The sequence below is a fragment of the Pseudonocardia sp. D17 genome, assembly GCF_036984265.1.
Taxonomy (GTDB): domain Bacteria; phylum Actinomycetota; class Actinomycetes; order Mycobacteriales; family Pseudonocardiaceae; genus Pseudonocardia; species Pseudonocardia benzenivorans.
In genome coordinates, this window is sequence record NZ_BPRG01000257.1 from 70,953 (window position 1) to 84,198 (window position 13,246).

Here is a 13,246-nt window from a genome sequence, read left to right on the forward strand (position 1 = left end):
CCTGGTGGCGCGACCGCCCGGCCGGGCGGTCGCGGTGGCGGTCGGGTCGTCAGCGGGCCGAGGGCGGCGCGCCGACCTCGATGCCGTACTCGGTGCCGGCGTCGACGAGCGCGTCCGCGAGGTACTGCCCGGAGGACCGCTCGCAGTGCAGCAGGTAGGACCGGGTGCGGGCGGTGCCGTCGCCGGCGGGATCGTCGAGCTCGTCCCTGATGTCGTCGCGCACCACGTCGGTGACGACGCGCGCGACCGACGAGCGGAACGCGGACCCGTCGGGCACCACCCGGTCGGCCAGGTCGATCGCGCAGACCTTGGCCAGCAGCGCCGGGGCGGCGGCGCCGGTGAGCCGGACCAGGGCGCGGCCGTGGGTCACGTCGACGACCGAGGCGAACTCGCCGCTGTCGGCGACGACCGCGCGGGTCGCCGCGAGCAGCTCACCGCCCGTCCCGGCCGGGCCGAGCACCAGCCATTCGCCCGGGCCCGCGCCGACGACGAGCGCGCCGGCGAGCGCGCCCTCGTCGTGCCGGGCCGTCCTGCCGAACCCGGTCCCGAGCGCGGCCCGCACGGCCCCCTCGGCCGGCCCGCGGACGGTGAGCTTCGCCAGCGGCCCGAGGTCGGCCAGGACGAGGTCGCCCGTCGCGTGCCGGACGGTCAGCTCCCAGCCGTCGACGATCCGGCGCGGGCCGGGGAACGCGAGCGCGGTCCTCGCGACGGGCGGGGCGGTGGACACGGCCGCAGCGGGCTCAGACACGTTGACGTTCCCCCTCGGGGTCGAAGTGCGCGTGCTCGGCCATGACCTCGACGAGGGTGTCGCGGCCGTCGCGCAGGCGGACGGTCAGCCGGGTCCCGGCGTCGGCGAGGTGGGCGTCGACCTGGCCGAGGCAGATCGAGCGGCCGAGCGTCGGGGACATCCGGCTCGAGGTGATGCGACCGACGATGTGCCCGCCGTCGCTGATGATCTGGCTCGCCTCCTCCGGCACCACCGTCGGGTCGAGCGGCTGCAGCCCGACGAGCCGCGGGTGGTCGTCGTGCTCGGACTGCCACTGCAGCTCGGGCTTGCCGACGAAGTCGGGCTTGTCGAGCTTGACCGCCCAGGCCAGACCGGCGGAGTAGGCCTTGGTCAGGCCGTCGGTGTCCTGGCCGACGATCAGGTGGCCCTTCTCCAGGCGCAGGATCCGCTGGGCCTCGACGCCGAACGGGGCGACGCCCAGGTCGGCGCCCGCCGCCATGAGCGACTCCCAGACGTGCAGCCCGTAGCTCGCGGGGACGTGCAGCTCGTAGGACAGCTCACCGGTGAACCCGATGCGCCACAGGACGCAGTCGGCGACGCCCGCGATCGTGCCGGTGCGGACGTTCATGTAGCCGAACGCCTCGTTGGCGAGGTCGACGTCGGTGAGCCGGGCGAGCAGCTCGCGCGACCGCGGACCGGCGACGTTGATGCTGGCGAAGGCCGTCGTGACCGGGGTGATGTGGACCCGCCAGTCGGGGTGCTCGGTCTGCAGCCAGTTCTCCGCCCACTCCCAGACGGTGCCCGCGCCCGACGACGTCGTCGACATCAGGTAGTGGTGCTCGCCGAGCCGGCCGGTGACGCCGTCGTCGAGGACGACGCCGTCGTCGGCACACATGACCCCGTAGCGCACCCGCCCGACGCCCAGCTGCGACCACTTGTTGACGTAGAGCAGGTTGAGCAGCTTCGGGACGTCGGGACCCTGCAGGTCGAGCTTGCCGATCGGGGTGACGTCGATGATCCCGACGCCTGCGCGGACGTTGCGGACCTCGGCCGCGGGGTCGCCGTAGTGCTCGGGACGGATCCACTGGCCGGCCACGAGGGGGGCGGCCCGGTGCGCCTCGTGCCACGGCTGCATCGGGGAGTGGCGGACCGGTTCGAACCTGCGACCGGCCAGCGCCCCCAACGTGACGGGCGTGTACATCGGCCGCCACGTCGTCGCCCCGGTCTCGGCGATCGTCGACCCGGTCGCGTGGGCGACGAGCGCGACCGTGTTGACCGTCTCGAGCTTGCCCTGCGCCGGGCCCATCGTCGCGGTCGTGTAGCGCTTGACCAGCTCCGAGGAGTCGTAGCCCTCCTGCACCGCCGTGAGGATGTCCTTCGCCGACACGTCCTCCGACATGTCCACGAAGCCGCCGATCGGCGTCGCGAAGAACAGCTCGGGGTGGCGGCGTAGGCCCAGCGGCGCAACGGGTTCCGGCGCGCGTTCGGCCGCGTCGGCGCCCCCGGGCGAGGTGGGGCGGATGCGCGCGTGCGCCGCCGCGAGCGACAGCGCGCGGGCGGCCGCCTCCCGGCCCGCCGCCTCGGCGTGGGCGACCAGCTCCTCGAGCGTGCCGTCGCCTGCGATGCCACCGACCGCGATGACGGTGTCGGGCGTCGCGGCCGGGTCGGGCACGAACCGCGCCGCGTCGGGCCGGTAGACCGGGTTCGAGCCGGACATGTTCAGCAGCGACGTCGGTGCGGTCCACCCGGTCGCGGTGACGAGCAGGTCGGCGTCGAGACGGCTGCCGTCGGACAGCTCGACGGCCTCGACACCTCCGCGCCCGGCCGTCCGCACTACGGTGCGGCCGTGGCGGGCGTCGACCTCGACGACGTCGACCCCGGCGGCGCGGAGGTCGGTGGCGGCCGCGTCGCCCTCGGGGTTGGCCGTGACCACCACGGCCCGCTGCCCCGGTCGCACCGAGTACAGGTTGAGCAGCCGCCGGACGGCCGTCGAGAGCATGACGCCGGGCAGGTCGTTGCCCGCGAACACGTACGGGCGCTCGATGAGCCCGGCCGCGACGACGAGCGTGCCCGCCCGCGCCTTGACCAGCCGCTCGGCCACGTGGGGGAGGCCGCGCTGGACGACGGCGAGCCAGTTGTCGTCGTAGCGGGCCGCGACGACGGAGTCGGTGAGCACCTCGATGCCCGGCTCGGCCTCGACCGCGGCGACGAGCTCCGCGCGCACCCGCAGCTCGTCGGCGTCGCCCCAGCGCAGGTGCCCGCCGAGCTGGTGCTCCTGCTCGACGAGCATGACCGTCGCGCCCGCGCGGGCGGCGGCGACGGCGGCCGCCATCCCGGCGGGCCCGCCACCGGCGACGAGCACGTCGGGGTGGGCGTAGCGCTTGTCGTAGTAGAGCTGTTCGCCGTCGGGCGGCACCTCGCCCGCGTGCACGAACCGCCGCAGCACCCGCTCGTAGGCCGGCCACAGCCGCTCCGGCTTGATGAACGTCTTGTAGTAGAAGCCGGTCGCGAGGAACCGGCCCGCGACCTGGTTGACGGCCTTCACGTCGTAGCGCAGCGACGGCCACGTGTTCTGCGACCGCACGTCCATCCCGGCCTCGGCGAGGCGGTGCGCGCCGCGGACGTTGGGCTCGTCGCCGACCTGCAGCAGACAGCCCGGGTCGAGGATGTCGGCGGTGAGCAGCCCGCGCGGGCGGTGGTACTTGTAGCTGCGCGAGAACACCCGGACCCCGGCCGCGGCGAGCGCCGAGGCGATGGTGTCGCCGGGGTGGGCCCGGTGGACGGCGCCGTTCCAGCGGAACTCGAGCGTCCGGCTGCGGTCGATCACCTCGCCGGGACGGGAACCGAGCCGGCAGTCACCCGTGCCGGCGGTCCGCCGCGTCACGACGTCGCTCCGGCCGTGCGCACCGCGTTGTCGACGGTGTTGCGCTCGATCGCGAAGTACCGCCGGCAACCCGATCCGTGGTACCAGGTCTCGCGGGTCCAGCCCGCCGGGTTGCGGTGCAGGTACAGGTGGCGGCGCCACTCCTGCGGGGTGACGGTGGTCGGGTCGGGCCGGGTCTTCGCCTCGCCGACGTAGCGGAACTCGCTCACGTTGCGAGCCCCGCAGTTCGGGCACGGGAGCAACATCATGGAAGGTCTCCGGGGTCGGTGCGGTGGGGACGGGAGGGGGCGCGGCTCAGTGCCCGACGGCGGCCGCGCCCTTCTCCCCGACGAGGCGACCCTCGTCGAACCGGTCGAGGCCGAACGCGGCGATGATCTCGGGCGGCTTGCCGTTGGCGATGCACGCGGCCATCGCCTCGCCCGACACCGGCCCGGCCTTGAAGCCGTACGTTCCCCACCCGACGTCGACGTAGAAGCCCTCGACCGGGGTGAGGCCCATGATCGGCGAGTAGTCCGGGGTCATGTCGCACAGGCCGGCCCACTGCCGTAGCAGCCGCATCTTCGACAGCGCCGGCATCAGTTCCAGCACGTGCCCCGCCAGCCCCTCGACGAAGTCGAGCGACCCGCGGGTCGAGTAGGACGCGAACGGGTCGACGCTGGCGCCGAACACCAGTTCGCCGCGGTCGGTCTGGCTGACGTAGGTGTGCAGCGTCCCCGACACGACCACGGTGTCCAGGAACGGCCTCACCGGTTCGGTGACCGCCGCCTGCAACGGGAACGTCTGCACCGGCATGGCGACGCCCGCCATGTCCGAGATCAACGTCGACCAGCCCGCGGTGCAGTTGACCACCACCGGCGCGCTGATCCGCCGTCCGTCGGCGGTGCGCACGCCCGTCACCCGGTTCGCGACGACGTCGATCCCGACGACCTCGGTCTTCTGGTGGATGTGCACGCCGTGGGCGTCGGCCGAGCGGGCGTAGCCCCACACCACCGCGTCGTGGCGGATGATGCCGCCCGGTGGGTGGTAGAGCGCGCCGAGGATCGGGTAGCGCGTCGACGGGGAGATGTCGAGGTAGGGGACCAGCTTCTTGATCTCCGGCGGGTCGATCACCGACGAGTCGACGCCCTGCAGCTTGTTGACCTCGGCCCGCCAGTGCATCGTCCGCAGCGAGCTGTCGTTGTGCGCCAACGTCATGTGTCCGCGCTGGGAGAACATGACGTTGAAGTTGAGGTCGGCGGCGAGGTGCTCGTAGAGCTTCACCGAGCGGTCGTAGAACCGCACGCCCTCGGGGGTGAGGTAGTTCGACCGCAGGATCGCGGTGTTGCGTCCCGAGCCGCCGGACCCGATGTAGGACTTCTCCAGCACCGCCACGTTCGTGATCCCGTGGTTCACGGCGAGGTAGTGCGCCGTGGCGAGCCCGTGCACGCCGCCACCGACGATGACGACGTCGTAGCTCTCCCTGGGCGTGTGGTGGCGGAACGCGCGCTCCCAGTCCCGCCCCACGCCGAGCCCGTGCCTGACGAGGCTCCACGCGGAGTATCTCGGCCTGCGCCGGCTCCGTCCCGCGCCGTCGTCGTGTTCCTTGCGGCTCATTCCGGCTGTTCTCCGATTCCCCTGCCGACCGTTCGAGGACGTCAGACCTGAGTGAGGTAGCGGTCGATCTCCCACTGCGAGACCGTCGAGTGGTAGGCGTCGAACTCGGCGCGCTTCACGCCCGCGAAGTAGTCGACGAAGTCGCTGCCGTCGGGCAGCACGCCCAGAGCGCGGCGGAGCACGGCGTCGTCGACCAGCTCGTCGACGGCCCGGTCCAGCGACCCGGGCAGGTGCGCGATGCCCCGCGCGGCGATCTCGTCGGGGCTGAGCGCGAACAGGTTGTCGGTGGTCTGCTCACCGGGGTCGAGCGCGCGGTCGACGCCGTCCAGACCGGCCGCCAGCAGGACCGCCGCGGCGAGGTAGGGGTTGGCCGAGCCGTCGACCGCCCGGTGCTCGACGCGTCCGCCGTCGGGGACGCGGAGCATGAGGCTCCGGTTGTTGCCGCCGTAGGCGACGTAGGCGGGCGCCCACGTCGAGCCCGAGTTCGGGGCGCCGACGCCGATCCGCTTGTAGGAGTTGACGGTCGGACAGATCACCCCCGCGCTCGCCCGGCCGTGGTCGAGCAGGCCGGCGACGAACTGGTACGCGAGCTTCGACAGGCCGAGCGCGTCACCGTCGCCGTCGAACAGCGGCTCGTCGCCGGTCGTCCACAGGCTCAGGTGCGTGTGCAGCCCGTTGCCCGTGACGTCGCTGAACGGCTTGGGCATGAAGGTCGCGCACATGCCCGCGTCGTGGGCGAGCATGTGGACCATGTAGCGGAAGAAGATCGTCCGGTCCGCGGTGGTGACCGCGTCGGAGTAGGTGAAGTTGCTCTCGAACTGCCCGTTGCCGTCCTCGTGGTCGTTGGCGTAGTTGCCCCAGCCGAGCTCGTTCATGTTCCGGGACAGCGTCGAGAGGAAGTCCCACATCCGGGTCAGGCCCTTGACCTCGTAGCAGGGCTTGGCCGAGCGGTCGAGCGCGTCGGCGACCTCGAGCCCGCCCTCGGGGGTGCGGCGCAGCAGCGAGTACTCGGCCTCCACGCCGGTCTTGAGCACCCAGCCGCGTTCGGTCCCGAGCTGCTCCAGCAGCCGCTTGAGGATCACCCGAGGCGCGTACGGCCAGGGGTCGCCGCCGACCTGCGGGTCGCAGTGCAGCACGGCGACCCCGGGCTTCCAGGGGACCCGCGTGTAGGACGCGGCGTCGGGCAGCACCGTCAGGTCGGGGTCGGCGGGACCCTGACCCATGTCACCGGCGGCGAACCCGGCGAACCCGGCGCCGCCGTCCATCAACATGTTCAGGCTCGACCGTGGCACCGCCTTCGCGCACGGTTTCCCGTGCAGGTCGACGAACATCGCCAGGAAGAACTCGATCCCGTCCTCGTCCGCCCGCGCCGCGAGGTCGTCCCGACCGTCACCCATGCCAACTCCTCCGCCGTAGGGGGGCACTGCCTGCACACTCGAACTGCTGTCACCCGCACCGCTGTGTTTCGTACCGCTGTGTTCGTTCTGCTGGGTCCTGCACGTGCGTCAGAAGCCCTGTCCGGGAATCCAGGACGTGCCCGCGAGGGGCACCCTGGCCATCGCGGCGGCCTCGATCGTCAGCGCCACCAGGTCCTCGGGTTCGAGATTGCGCAGGTGCGCCTTCCCGCAGGCCCGCGCGAGCGTCTGCGCTTCCAGCGTCAGCACCCGCAGGTAGTTGGCCACCCGCCGGCCGCCCTCCACCGGGTCGAGCCGGGCGGCGAGCTCCGGGTCCTGGGTGGTGATCCCCGCGGGGTCGCGGCCGTCCTGGAAGTCGTCGTAGAAGCCGGGTGCCGACCCGATCGCCGCGTACTCGTCGGCGTAGCGGGGGTGGTTGTCGCCCAGCGCGATCAGCGCCGCCGTTCCGATCGCGACGGCGTCGGCGCCCAGCGCCATCGCCTTGGCGACGTCGGCGCCCGTGCGGATGCCGCCGGAGACGATCAGCTGCACCTTGCGGTGCAGTCCCAGCTCGTCGAGCGCCTGCACGGCCTGCGGGATCGCGGCGAGCGTCGGGATGCCGACGTGCTCGATGAACACCTCCTGTGTCGCGGCGGTGCCGCCCTGCATCCCGTCGACGACGACGACGTCGGCTCCCGCGGCGACGGCCAGCTTCACGTCGTAGTAGGTCCGGGTGGCGCCGACCTTGACGTAGATCGGCTTCTGCCAGTCGGTGATCTCGCGCAGCTCGAGGATCTTGATCGTCAGGTCGTCCGGGCCGGTCCAGTCCGGGTGCCGGCACGCGCTGCGCTGGTCGATGCCCGCGGGCAGGGTGCGCATCCCGGCGACACGCTCGCTGATCTTCTGACCCAGCAGCATGCCGCCGCCGCCGGGCTTGGCGCCCTGGCCGAGGACGACCTCGATCGCGTCGGCGGCACGCAGGTCGTCGGGGTTCATCCCGTAGCGCGACGGGAGGTACTGGTAGACGAGGTGCTTGGACTGGCCGCGCTCCTCGGGGGTCATGCCGCCGTCGCCGGTCGTCGTCGAGGTGCCGACCTCCGTCGCCCCGCGCCCCAGCGCCTCCTTGGCCTGCGCCGATAGGGCGCCGAAGCTCATCCCCGCGATGGTGATCGGGATGTCGAGGTGCAGCGGGTTGCCCGCGTGCCGGTCGCCGAGGACGACGTCGGTGTCGCAGCGCTCGCGGTAGCCCTCCAGCGGGTAGCGCGACATGCTCGCGCCGAGGAGCAGCAGGTCGTCGAAGTGCGGCACCGCGCGCTTGGCGCCCCAGCCGCGGATGTCGTAGACGCCGGTCTCGGCGGCCCGCTGGATGGCCGCGATCGTGGCGCGGTCGAACGTGGCGGACTCGCGCAGCCCGGCCTGGGCGGGATCGATCATCTCTTCCCCCGGGGGTCAGTAGGCGGCGGAGTTGTGCGCGGCGAAGTGGTAGAGCCGGCGGGCCGACCCGAAGCGCCGGAACTCGCCGGGGTCGTGCGGGAGTCCGGCGTCGGCGAGCAGCTGTCCCAGCTCGGCGACGTGCTCGTCGCGCATCTCCTTCTCGACGCAGTCCGCGCCCGGCGAGCCGACGCGGCCGCGGACGTAGAGCCGCGCCTCGTAGATCGAGTCGCCCAGCCCGTCACCGGCGTCGCCGCAGACGACGAGCCGCCCGGCCTGGGCCATGAACGCGCTCATCGGGCCGACGTCCCCGCCGACGACGATGTCGATGCCCTTCATCGAGATGCCGCAGCGCATCGACGCGCTGCCCTCGACCACCAGCAGGCCACCGTGCCCGGTCGCGCCGGCCGACTGGGACGCGTCGCCGCGGACCCGGACCGAGCCGGACATCATGTTCTCGGCGACGCCGGTGCCGACACTGCCGTGCACGACGACGTCGGCCAGCATGTTCATCCCGGCGCAGTAGTACCCCGCCGGTCCGTGGATCTCCACCTCGATCGCATGCCGCAGTCCGACCGCGATCGCCTCGGCACCGCGCGGGTTGTGCACCTCGTAGCGACGGGCGGTCGGCGCGTGCAGCTCGGCGTTGAGCTCGCGGACCGAGGTGCTCGCGAGGTCGACCTTCATCAGCTCCTGCACCGACGACCCGTTCAGCGCGACCATGCGTAGACCCTCTCCGGCTCGGGCTCGACGATGCGGGCGTCGCCGATCCCCGGGAGCTCGGCCAGCGCGTGGTACTCCGAGGCCATCGCCACGTAGTCGGCGGTCTCGGCGATCACCGCGGGCTTGCACGCGAACGAGTCCCGCAGCACCGCGAACTGGGTACCCGAGGTGACGAGCAGGGTGAAGAACCCGTCGAACTCCTTGAGCACCGACCGCATCGCGTCCTCGAGGTCGGCGCCCTCGGTCAGCTCACAGGCGATGAACCGCGCGGCGACCTCGGAGTCGTTGTCGGTGGTGCAGGCGATGCCCTGACGGGCCAGCGTGCGGCGGATCGACGCGTGGTTGGAGAACGACCCGTTGTGCACCAGGGCCAGGTCGGCCAGCGGCGTGAACGGGTGCGCGTGGTCGCTGGTCACCGCCGACTCGGTCGCCATCCGGGTGTGGCCGACCGCCTGGTGGCCGCTGCGGGCCGCGATGTCGTGCGCGGCGCAGATGTCGCGCGGCAGGCCGACGTCCTTGACGACGTGCATGCCCTCCGCGTCGTAGGTCGCGAGGCCGGCGCTGTCCGGACCGCGCGAGGTCATGGCCTCGAGCATCGGCACGAACAGGCGCCCGAGCTCCGGTTCCAGCGCGGGGTTCTTCAGATGCAGGCCGACGATGCCGCACACGTGTCACCGCCTCCTTCCGACTGGTCGCCGCGTCCCCACCGGCAGGTTCCCACCGGGAAGGACGACGGAAAGCTTTTGGTGCAAGGTACAGACCTTGTACCTTTGTAGGGCACCATCGTTCGTGGTCCGTGTCAAGGGGCGGCGGCCGGTCGGTCGCATCGGTCGGGCGAGATGGTGTGGGAGGGGCGGATACCGTGCATTCCATGGCGAACGGAGTCACTGCGCAGACGCTGACGGAGGCCGTCGCCGATCATCTGCGTCGCCTCATCCACCTCGGTGAGGTGGGCCCGGGCGACCGCCTGCCCGCCGAGCGCGACCTCGCCGAGCAGCTCGGCATCGCCCGGCTGAGCCTGCGCGAGGCGCTCAAGACGCTGCAGAACGACGGGTACGTCGAGGTGCGCCGGGGTGCCCGTGGCGGCACGTACGTCACCGAGCTGAAGGAGCCGGTCGCCCGCTGGCGGGCCAGGATGCGGACGGTGTCGGGGGAGTTCGACGACATCGTCGACTTCCGGATCGCGCTGGAGACCGAGACCGCGCGGCTGGCCGCCGTCCGGCGCGGGCCCGCCGACCTCGCCGCGCTGCGCGAGACGATCGACGACCTGTCCCGGGCCCACGACCGGACCGCGTTCCGCCAGTCCGACTCGCGCTTCCACGCGGCACTCGCGACCGCCGCGCGCAGCACCCGGCTGCTCGCGGCCGTCGAGTCCATCCGGGCCGAGCTGTTCAACACCTACGACCTGCTGCCGTTCGTCGACCCCGTCCAGGAGTCGGTGGACGACCACCAGGCGGTGTACCGCGCCGTCGAGGCGGGCGACGTCGACGGCGCGACGGCGGCCATCCGCGACCACATCGAGAACGCCCGCGCCCAGCTGCGCGCGATCGTGTTCGACGGCGACCCGTTCGGCGCGCCCGACCGCAGGACCGATGCCGAGGCCGGGGCCCGGGAGGAGCGGGGGCGCTGACGCGGTCGGGTAGGAGGCCGTCACGCGTCCGGCTGGCGGTCGGCGCCGCGCTCGGCGCCGAGCGCGACGCCGAGCTCGGTCCGGGAGTGGATGCCCAGCTTGTTGTAGACGTTGCGCAGGTGGTACTCGACGGTCTTGGGGCTGACGAACATCGCCGCCGCGGTCTGGCGGGTCGTCCGGCCCGCGGCCAGCAGCGACGCGATACGACGTTCCTGCGGGGTGAGCGCCACGGTGCCGCCCGGGCCACGGCGGCGGGCCGTCTCACCGGTCGCCCTCAGCTCGGCCGCGGCCCGGTCGGCCCACGACGACGCGCCCAGCTCGTCGAAGGTCGCGACGGCGAGCCGCAGCTGGGCCCGGGCGTCGACGCGCCGGGCCGCCCGCCGCAGCCGGACGCCGTAGGTCAGCCGGGTGCGCGCCCCTTCGAACGCGTCGACGGTGCGGTCGTGCCAGGACAGCGCGCTGCGGAAGTGGGCGTCGAGCGCGTCGTCGGGAGCGACGACGCCGCACGCCCTGGCAGCCCGCGCCAGCGACCACGGCTGGCCCTTCGCTGCCGCCACCTCGGCGAACTCCGCGGCGAGGCGTTCGGCGTCGGCGCGGTGACCCAGCCGGGCGTGCACCTCGACGAGCTCGGGCGCCGGGGAGAGGTCGGCGTCGACGACGCGGCCCGCGTCCAGCTCGGCGACGAGCCGCTCGTAGTGGGCCAGCGCGGCGGCGGGGTCGTCGTGGCCGAGCTCGAGATCGCCGAGCGCGAACCACGACCACGCCGTGCCCAGCAGGATCCCGTGCTCGCCCGCGATCGTGACCGCCTCGGCGGCGCGCGACCGGCACTCGTCGGCGCGGCCCTGGTGGGCGTGCAGCCAGGCCGACCCGGCCAGGGCCAGCGCCAGGTTCGTGGTCTGGCCCGTCTCGCGGGCGAGCCGGGCGGCCTCGTCGTAGGTGGCCTCGGCGTCGGCCCAGCGGTCGCTCGTGGCCTGGTCGCGGGCGAGATGGAACAGCAGCGTCGGCAGCACCGCCAGCGCCGTCCGGTCGCGGCTGCGCTGCATCGTGCGCTCGACCAACGCCCGCCCGGCGTCGGACTCGCGCAGGAACAGCGGCCCGAGGACCGACAGCACTGTCCGGCGCGGGTCGTCGGCACCCTCGTCGTCGGCCGTGGCCAGCGCGGCCACGGCATCGCGGATCAGGTCGGCGCCCCCGCGGCCCGCCAGCACGTGCGACATCCCGACGGCCATCGTGCCCAGGCGGCGCATGTGTGGCGCGGTGCGGGGCAGCAGTAGCGCGATCTGCTCGCCCGCCCGCACCGCCGAGGCGGCGTCGGCGAGCCACAGGCATGCCAGCACCGCGTCGACGAGCAGGCCCACCGCCCCGTCCGGGTCGGCGGCGGCCTCGTCGGCCGCGGCGACGACCATGTCGCGCGCGGCGGCCGGCGACCCGCACTTGACGGCGATGTCGCCGCGCAGCTCATGGACCCTGGTCCGCACGGGCAGCGGGGGCGGCGGGTCGAGCGCCTCGGCGAGCAGCCGGTCGGCCCGGTCGGGCAGGCCCGCGGCCCACGCGGCCGACCCCGCGGCGGTCAGCCGGCGCGCCCTTTCCACACCCGGGGCGCCGAACCGCGCGGACCGCTCGAAGGCGGTGGCCGCGACGGCGTGCGCCCCGCGCCCGGCGGCCCGGCGCGCGGCCGCCTCGAGCGCGGCCGCGACACCGTCGTCGAGACCGAGCACGGCCTCGCTGAGGTGCCAGGCGCGACGGTCGTCCTCGTCCGGTGGCAACGCGGCGGCGACCGCCCGGTGGGCGTCGCGGCGGCGGGCCGCGTCCGCGCTCGTGTAGACGGCGGACCGGATCAGCGGATGGCGGAACTCGACCCGGCCGCCGTCGACGGTGACCAGCCCACCCGTCTCGGCCTCGGCGAGCGCGCCGACGTCGACGTCGAGCGCGGTGCAGGCGGCGGCGACCACGGCGAGGTCACCGCCCTCGGTCGCCGCGACCAGCAGTGCGGACCGCGCGGCCGCCCCGAGCCGCTCGGCCCGGGCGGCGAACGCGGCGGCCAGCACCGCCGACACCCGGACCGGCGCGCCCGGGGGACCGTCCTCGGCCCGGTGCGGGTCGTCGGCGAGTTCCAGCAGCGCCAGCGGGTTCCCGGCGACGACGCGGTGCAACCGGGCCACGAGGTCGACGGCGACGGGCCGCCCGCCCGCGCGGCGCACGATCTCCTGCGCGGCGGCCAGGTCGACCCCGGTCAGCACCAGCTCGGGGAGGTCGGCCCCGGCGAGCGCGTGCGGCTCACCCGTCCGGGCCGCCAGCAGCAGCACGACGGGATCGGCGAGCAGCCTGCGGGCGGTGAACAGCAGCGCCTCGGCGGACGGCCGGTCGAGCAGGTGTGCGTCGTCGACCACGAGGGCCAGCGGGGCGTGCTCGGCGTACCGGCAGAGCAGGCTCAGCGTCGCCGCCCCGACGGTGAACCGGTCGGCGGGTCCCTGCCGCAGCGCCAGCGCGGACGCCAGCGCGTCGCGCTGCGGGCCGGGGATCCGGTCGAGCTCGCCGAGCGCGGGCCGCAGCAGCTGCGCCAACCCGCCGAACGGGACCTCGCGTTCGGCCTCCGCGCCCCGGGCCCGCAGCACCCGCATGTCCGTGGCCAGCGCGACGGCCTCGTCGAGCAGCGCCGTCTTGCCGATCCCCGGCTCGCCGCTGACCAGCAGCACACCGCTCGACCCCACCCGGGCGGCGGCGACGAGCCGCGCGATCGTGCGCCGCTCGGACGCCCGGCCGACCAGCATCGGCGCAGTCTAGGAGCGTCCGGACCCCAGGTGGGGCACCCGAGGCGAACGAGGACCTTTCGGACCTAACGTCCCTGGCCACCACGAGAAGGG

Annotated in this window: 10 protein-coding genes; 1 reads left to right on the plus strand and 9 read right to left on the minus strand. The window is 73.8% G+C overall.

What is annotated here, in order from left to right; all coding sequences use genetic code 11:
* Nucleotides 1–49: 49 nt before the first annotated feature.
* The 8 genes from PSD17_RS35075 to PSD17_RS35110 form a co-directional block, all read right to left on the minus strand.
* A complete protein-coding gene (locus PSD17_RS35075; RefSeq protein WP_339126358.1) occupies nucleotides 50–748 on the minus strand; it encodes a sarcosine oxidase subunit gamma in 699 nt (232 codons plus the stop codon).
* Nucleotides 741–3,611: a 2Fe-2S iron-sulfur cluster-binding protein gene (locus tag PSD17_RS35080; protein ID WP_339126359.1), complete on the minus strand. Its 2,871-nt coding sequence runs from the start codon at nucleotides 3,609–3,611 to the stop codon at nucleotides 741–743. The genes PSD17_RS35075 and PSD17_RS35080 overlap by 8 nt, the downstream gene beginning before the upstream one ends.
* Complete coding sequence (locus PSD17_RS35085) at nucleotides 3,608–3,859, minus strand: sarcosine oxidase subunit delta (RefSeq protein ID WP_103379900.1); 252 nt, start codon at nucleotides 3,857–3,859, stop codon at nucleotides 3,608–3,610. The genes PSD17_RS35080 and PSD17_RS35085 overlap by 4 nt, the downstream gene beginning before the upstream one ends.
* A 46-nt stretch (nucleotides 3,860–3,905) precedes the next feature.
* Entirely contained in the window at nucleotides 3,906–5,204 is a 1,299-nt protein-coding gene (locus PSD17_RS35090; protein ID WP_339126360.1) for an FAD-dependent oxidoreductase, read from the minus strand.
* Between the two features lie 41 nt (nucleotides 5,205–5,245).
* The gene (gene glnT, locus PSD17_RS35095) at nucleotides 5,246–6,601 is read right to left on the minus strand and encodes a type III glutamate--ammonia ligase (RefSeq protein ID WP_013676965.1); all 1,356 of its coding nucleotides are present in this window, start codon (nucleotides 6,599–6,601) and stop codon (nucleotides 5,246–5,248) included.
* Nucleotides 6,602–6,709: 108 nt separating this feature from the next.
* On the minus strand, nucleotides 6,710–8,032 hold the full coding sequence (locus PSD17_RS35100) for an FMN-binding glutamate synthase family protein (RefSeq protein WP_013676964.1): 1,323 nt from the start codon (nucleotides 8,030–8,032) through the stop codon (nucleotides 6,710–6,712).
* Between the two features lie 15 nt (nucleotides 8,033–8,047).
* Nucleotides 8,048–8,752 (minus strand): glutamate synthase, encoded by a 705-nt coding sequence (locus PSD17_RS35105; protein WP_013676963.1) that lies wholly within the window; start codon nucleotides 8,750–8,752, stop codon nucleotides 8,048–8,050.
* A complete protein-coding gene (locus PSD17_RS35110) occupies nucleotides 8,740–9,420 on the minus strand; it encodes a glutamine amidotransferase (RefSeq protein ID WP_339126362.1) in 681 nt (226 codons plus the stop codon). Before PSD17_RS35110 ends, PSD17_RS35105 begins: the two co-directional genes overlap by 13 nt.
* Nucleotides 9,421–9,623: 203 nt before the next feature.
* On the opposite strand from PSD17_RS35110, the gene PSD17_RS35115 reads away from it, so the two are divergent.
* Nucleotides 9,624–10,382 (plus strand): FadR/GntR family transcriptional regulator, encoded by a 759-nt coding sequence (locus PSD17_RS35115; RefSeq protein ID WP_049803499.1) that lies wholly within the window; start codon nucleotides 9,624–9,626, stop codon nucleotides 10,380–10,382.
* A gap of 20 nt (nucleotides 10,383–10,402) precedes the next feature.
* On the opposite strand, the gene PSD17_RS35120 is transcribed toward PSD17_RS35115, so the two are convergent.
* A complete protein-coding gene (locus PSD17_RS35120; protein ID WP_339126363.1) occupies nucleotides 10,403–13,153 on the minus strand; it encodes an AAA family ATPase in 2,751 nt (916 codons plus the stop codon).
* Between the last annotated feature and the right edge of the window lie 93 nt (nucleotides 13,154–13,246).

Excerpts from the sequence above, each read along its gene's own strand:
- glnT (WP_013676965.1), bottom strand. The coding sequence starts at position 6,601 with ATGGGTGACGGTCGGGACGACCTCGCGGCGCGGGCGGACGAGGACGGG.
- PSD17_RS35100 (WP_013676964.1), bottom strand. The coding sequence starts at position 8,032 with ATGATCGATCCCGCCCAGGCCGGGCTGCGCGAGTCCGCCACGTTCGAC.
- PSD17_RS35120 (WP_339126363.1), bottom strand. The coding sequence starts at position 13,153 with ATGCTGGTCGGCCGGGCGTCCGAGCGGCGCACGATCGCGCGGCTCGTC.
- PSD17_RS35085 (WP_103379900.1), bottom strand. The coding sequence starts at position 3,859 with ATGATGTTGCTCCCGTGCCCGAACTGCGGGGCTCGCAACGTGAGCGAG.
- PSD17_RS35090 (WP_339126360.1), bottom strand. The coding sequence starts at position 5,204 with ATGAGCCGCAAGGAACACGACGACGGCGCGGGACGGAGCCGGCGCAGG.
- PSD17_RS35115 (WP_049803499.1), top strand. The coding sequence starts at position 9,624 with ATGGCGAACGGAGTCACTGCGCAGACGCTGACGGAGGCCGTCGCCGAT.
- PSD17_RS35105 (WP_013676963.1), bottom strand. The coding sequence starts at position 8,752 with ATGGTCGCGCTGAACGGGTCGTCGGTGCAGGAGCTGATGAAGGTCGAC.